Below are 5,496 nucleotides of genomic sequence, written 5' to 3'. Positions count from 1 at the left end.
CAATTGTGTGACGATGATTAGCGTTTTACGCCCCGCTTTTATGAATAATATAAGAAAGTAATTATTAACGTCTGCTTTCAGAGTACTGCTGATTTTTGGTAGATATGAGCCGAAAGCCCGCTTTTCGCTCTAAGCGGACATCTCGGCAGAAGCTGGCATAGTCGATGTTTTGCTGTTTACAAAATTGCGGAGTTGACAAACCGTTGGCGTGCTGTTGATCCACCAAGCACTGCCTTTGTTTTGGTTAGTGGGGAGGAGGATTTAAGTCACTTACTCTGTGATACAATAACATCAGAAGGTTTTCCTTTTGGTGGCAAGCTATAACAAAGGAAGAGGTAAAAGGTATGTCTATTCAACGAAATTTCAGAAAGTTTCATGATGTAATAAAGTTAAGCCGTGAGGACAATAAATACCAAGATGCTAGAAGAAAAGATGACAGCATCTTCGATGATCTAAAAGCAGCATTTAAAGAGGCTGGTCATCCTGTCATAGAAACATTTATACAAGGTTCACTAAAGACTGCTACAACGATCAAGCACCAGAAAAATGATTTTGATATTGACCGAGCGATGGTGATTGATGCGGTTACTGCGCCTGATGACCCTGTCGAAGTAAAGAAGCTGGTGTGCAGTGTTTTGGAAAAACGTGGCTTCAAGAATGCAAAAATAAAGATGCCCTGCGTAACCGCAGACTATGCCAGCTTGAACCTTCATATTGATATCGTTGTGTATAGGAAAAATGGCGACAGCTATGAGTTGGCGGTAGGTAAGCGTAACTCAGGTGATGCTGTAAAAGTGTGGTCACCATCTGACCCGAAAGGTCTCATCGATAACATCAATGATAAATCGACTTACATTGGCTCAAGTGAGGATAAGCTGAGTCAGTATAAACGCTTGGTTCGCTATATGAAGCGTTGGCGTGATGAAAAGTTCGAAGACACTGTAAGGAAGAAGGTCTATTCGATTGGAATCACTGTTATGTTGAAGGAGCAGTTTAAACCGGTAATGGACGACGAAGGGAAACCAGACGATCTTCAAGCGCTGCGTAACACAGTGGCGGCAATCCTTAACGGGGGTTATTTTAAAGCACTAGATTATGACAATTGCAGGGTTGAAGTTAATCTTCCTGTTAAACCTTTCAGGGATATATTTGATAACAGTAGTGTTGCTACCGGGACACAATTCTGGAATAAGCTGAATGCGATGTTACGCAAATTGGATAAAGCGCTAGCAGAGGATTCGTTAAAAAAACAATGCGACATACTGAGAGAACTGTTCGGTAACGATTTTGAGAACGCTCAAGAGTCTAATAAAAACGAAGGTGCCAAGGTAGCATATAGCAGTGCGGGTTCGGTTGGTACGTCACAGGGAGCGTGATGTTGGAAAACCAAGTATATCAGTTTCTCACGGAACAGGGCTTTCAGTGTATTCCTGATGAATTCTGTGGGAAAGCAACGGTAACTGTTTCACTAAGAATATCAGACCATGTTGTGAAGTTGTTGCTTGTCATGGAAGACCGATTTTTGTCATTGCCTGAATTTTTATTATTGGAACCATCGAAGATTGGCAAGCTTGCTCACGTAAACATTGCAAGTACTGAAGATACAGAATATGGCGTGATATGTGTTAATGCGCCCGAGTCAGTCTCTGTAAACTTTGATCAGCCGTTGCTGCTAATTAAAGATTCACTTGAGCGCCATATAGCACTGCTGAAATCGGTGATAACGAACTCTGAATGGAATGAACGAGAGCTATTAAGAGAATTTTATAGTAACTGGCTTTTTCTTTGCAATAAAGAACAGAAACCTCTGCTGATCAATTTCAGTCAGCCCATTTTGCAAAGAGTGGATGTTTATGAGCCATTAGAGAAGGTGCCATATGGTCTACACAGCTATTATGTCGCACATCCATCAGACTCGGAAATCTCTAATCTTAGCGAGATGCATTTCGCAATAAAGAAAAGCAAAAGAAAAGTGGCCGGTAAGGCTGTTGTCATACCTATTGATGATTTGACTCCAGCTCCAAACTCAAATGAGCAAATTGAGGAATGGTACCTTAATACAATTAATAGTTTACCGGATGCAACATTACGCCAGTTGCGCGAACAATTTGGTCAGTGGAGGAATAAACACTACTGGCTTGTCTTTACCGCAATTACCGTTGATAAGGATCGAGCCTGGTTCGCAATAAAGCTCGATTGTGAAAACAAAAAAACATTACCTCTATCATCCAGTAAACTCAATGAGTGGCGGCTAACTCCTATCTGTGTAAGAGTTTTTAATCAAGAAAATGTTGTACAAAGAGGCGGTGGCTCTACCTCGTTAGCTGATAAAAAAGTTGCTGTCGTCGGTATAGGGTCAGTTGGTGGTGAAATTGTTCATAAGCTGGCTGCTGCGGGTATCAGACATCTAAATTTGATTGACCAAGAAACCTATCAGATTGACAATCTTTATCGTCATATGCTCCCCCAGGCATATATTGATCTGCCAAAATCAATGGGGATGGCGTACCAATGTCATGCACAGTTCCCTTGGTCTGACGCTCGTTGTTCAGTTGAATCTCTTATTGAGTTTTCAGAAAATCCCCATCTTGGCTCATACGACCTCATTATCGTAGCGATTGGAAACCCGACTCAGGAGCGTTTGTTTAAGCAGCATTTGCTAGACCAATGTGTTGAGGTAACGACACTAAACTGCTGGTTGGAAGGCTATGGAATAGGTGGCCATGCCGTGCTTGATGTCAGCGGAGCTAAAGGGTGTTTGTTGTGTGCATATGTCGATCTGGTTAATGGTTGTCGGGGATTACAGTCTAATTTGAACTTTATAGAGGCGAATCAAGATGTGATGAAGAGCATAGCTGGCTGTGGTAACCAGTTTATTAGTTATGGAGCTGCCAGCTCAGCGCAAACTGCCGTTATGGCGAGCAGCTTAGCTATACGTTATCTGGAGGGTAAAAAAACAGATTCTTGCAAAGTGAGTTGGAAGGGGGATAACGATGATGCCCAAGCCGAAAACATCAAACTTACTCATCGGTACTACCACTTCAAAGAGTCACTCAAGAAACTCCCTTTGTTCAATGAGGACTGTGATGTCTGCAACCACTGAATATGTGAGCGATGACGGCGAAATTACACTATTGGTCACCAATACAGTCATAGATGATTGGCAATTTTTAAAACAAGATAAAAAAGAAAAAGCTGAAGCTTTCGGTGTGTTGATAGGAGGGCAAAATCATGATGCCTCTCAATTTTGGATTAAAGCATGTACAACTCCTTTGGCCAAAGATAAGTCGACAAGAACATCTTTTTACTTAAAAGACACACGTCATCAAAAGTTTGTTGATAAACATTTCAAAGAGTCTAACGGCACATCGGGCTACCTTGGGACATGGCATTCTCACCCAGAGCCAATACCTATCCCGTCGCATATTGACCTGAAGGACTGGCATTCTTGCTGCGCACGTAACCCAGATAGAAAACTCATCTTCGTTATAGTTGGCATAAGCCACTTCTGTATGTATCACCGCACAGGAAAATATTTTGAACGCATATGTAAGGAATCGTTATGAGCAAAGAAGTTTTAAATATTCATCAAGCACAGCACGACCCGATAGAGTCACTTGAAAAATTAGACGAGTTTATTAACGCTATTGGTAGGCTACCGAAGTGGAAAAATTGTGGCGTATTGACCGACGAATCAGCAAACAATCAACTCATTGTCCTGTTGAGTGATGGTTTAAGAATTAGCCTGAGACTTAATTTGGTATTAAGTGAATTGGAAACTGCACTACAAAAGTTGGGCATAGGCAGTGATGTTCACGTACGCCATATGCAAGGCAAACTTTTAGAGAGGGGAGACCTGGCTTCAATAGAATCTGTGCTCGCCGTTTGGAATGAGTGTCAGGCTCAGTCAATGGATATTCCAATAAAGAAGTTCCCAGATTTTTTAAGGGCAATATGGGCAAAACGAAAACTGAAGGGGAGAGGGAAGTCTTTTAGCAAAGGAACGCTGGAACAGCTAGCGCGGGATAGCCACGGTTACTGTATGTTTGAGGGGTGTGGAGAATACCTCAACGTTGATGAACTTACTGGTTACTCAGGTAACTTTTCTTACAATGCTCACATTGTTGCATCTTCAGAGTCCGGGCCTCGCGGGGTCCCGTATTTGTCCGACTATCAATCTGATAATCCAGAGAATGTGCTTGTTCTCTGTGATAAGCATCACCGATTAATCGATAAAGTTGCTGCCATAGATTTTGATGCAGCTCGGTTGTCCCAGATGCGTTCAGACTTCATGTATACCGTAAAGTCTCTTTTAGAAGGACTTAGTTTTAAGCCAATCCCAGCTTTTTCTATTTTGTGGCCAGTCGGCGGGCATATTGTCTCTGAACCTGATGACCGTGATATAGCTAATAGTATGTCTCGAATTAGAGCACGGTCTACTGGAAGACTGAATCGATTGAGTCACAATGAGCGCCGTTACAGAAAACGCGCAGAAGTTTTCGAAAGCGATATGGCAGATATCATTAATGATGAAGCAGAAGACATAGTTCGGCAAACGCAGAACGAATCTCATAAGGCTGCTTTGTTTGCATTCGGCCCTATGCCTGCTTTAGTTGGTTTAGGGGCTCGCTTAGGCAATAAGTGTGAGATCACTCCTATGCTGCGATTTCGAGACGGTGGCTGCTGGATGTGGCCACAAGAATCCGGAGTTCCTAAGCCCTACAGCATTACATTCGATGAGACTGAGTTTGATGGTAAAAGCGAAGTAACGGTTTGTATTGCGATGACTCAGTATCCTGATGTCATGGGGAAGACCGCAGATAAAATAGGAATGCCTATAATTGAAATAAAAGCATTAGAGTATGGGAATGCTGCTATTCCTCACCCTGAAAACGGTAAGCAACTGCGGGCAGACTTACACGCATTGTTGTTAAAACTTCACGATCAATATTCTATCAGTAAAGTGAATTTACTCATCTGTGCATCAAATGCTGTAAATGTATTTGTTGGCCAAGCTGTTGATCTTTATCAGCCTTCTCTCTTAGTCTATGACTTTGACGACGGTCTTATGAAGCCTCGTCTTTATATCACCTATCAACAGAGCAGACTGTGCCTAATATTACCAGCTTAAACCCTGCAATATTGTCACGAATGCTTTTCAATCTATGGTAAATGCTAGATCTGATTAATAGTATAAATGTACGATCCGATAGCTTAAATACCCGAAAAGCTGCAGCAAATGAAAACGCGAGAGCGAAATATAGTGTAATCCTCATGTTTTAACCGAAGTTAAAATATGAGGTAAAGAATGGTAGGCTAAATAGCCAAAGCTATTTACTAAGCGGATTGTTAATCACCCGGGATCCGACGCCTGTCGGGTCCCGCGTGATTAATTACCCGTTTATTAAATAACTCGGGCCGCTTAATTTGCCATTCCTTCATCGCTGAGATCGGCGACTGATGGTGCAGTGCCTTCTGGGGGATATGGTGATTGTA

The 5,496-nt window shown here is 42.2% G+C and carries 4 protein-coding genes; all 4 read left to right on the top strand.

Going from position 1 to position 5,496, the window contains the following annotated elements:
* Positions 1-344 precede the first annotated feature (344 nt).
* Genes ACN0UY_RS12875 through ACN0UY_RS12860 form a run of 4 tightly spaced genes read left to right on the top strand, consistent with a single transcriptional unit; the run spans position 345 to position 5,131 of the window.
* The gene (locus ACN0UY_RS12875; protein WP_417667636.1) at positions 345-1,376 is read left to right on the top strand and encodes an SMODS domain-containing nucleotidyltransferase; all 1,032 of its coding nucleotides are present in this window, start codon (positions 345-347) and stop codon (positions 1,374-1,376) included.
* Positions 1,376-3,103: a ThiF family adenylyltransferase gene (locus ACN0UY_RS12870; RefSeq protein WP_417667634.1), complete on the top strand. Its 1,728-nt coding sequence runs from the start codon at positions 1,376-1,378 to the stop codon at positions 3,101-3,103. The genes ACN0UY_RS12875 and ACN0UY_RS12870 overlap by 1 nt, the downstream gene beginning before the upstream one ends.
* Positions 3,087-3,566, top strand: coding sequence for a Mov34/MPN/PAD-1 family protein (locus ACN0UY_RS12865; protein ID WP_417667632.1), 480 nt, complete (start codon positions 3,087-3,089; stop codon positions 3,564-3,566). Before ACN0UY_RS12870 ends, ACN0UY_RS12865 begins: the two co-directional genes overlap by 17 nt.
* Entirely contained in the window at positions 3,563-5,131 is a 1,569-nt protein-coding gene (locus tag ACN0UY_RS12860; RefSeq protein ID WP_417667630.1) for an SAVED domain-containing protein, read from the top strand. The genes ACN0UY_RS12865 and ACN0UY_RS12860 overlap by 4 nt, the downstream gene beginning before the upstream one ends.
* Positions 5,132-5,496 lie beyond the last annotated feature (365 nt).

It is taken from the genome of Pseudidiomarina sp. (genome assembly GCF_048268165.1).
In the GTDB taxonomy this organism is placed as follows: Bacteria; Pseudomonadota; Gammaproteobacteria; order Enterobacterales; family Alteromonadaceae; genus Pseudidiomarina.
The sequence above is the reverse complement of the archived record's forward strand: the minus strand, read 5'-3'. Positions and strand labels throughout refer to the sequence as shown.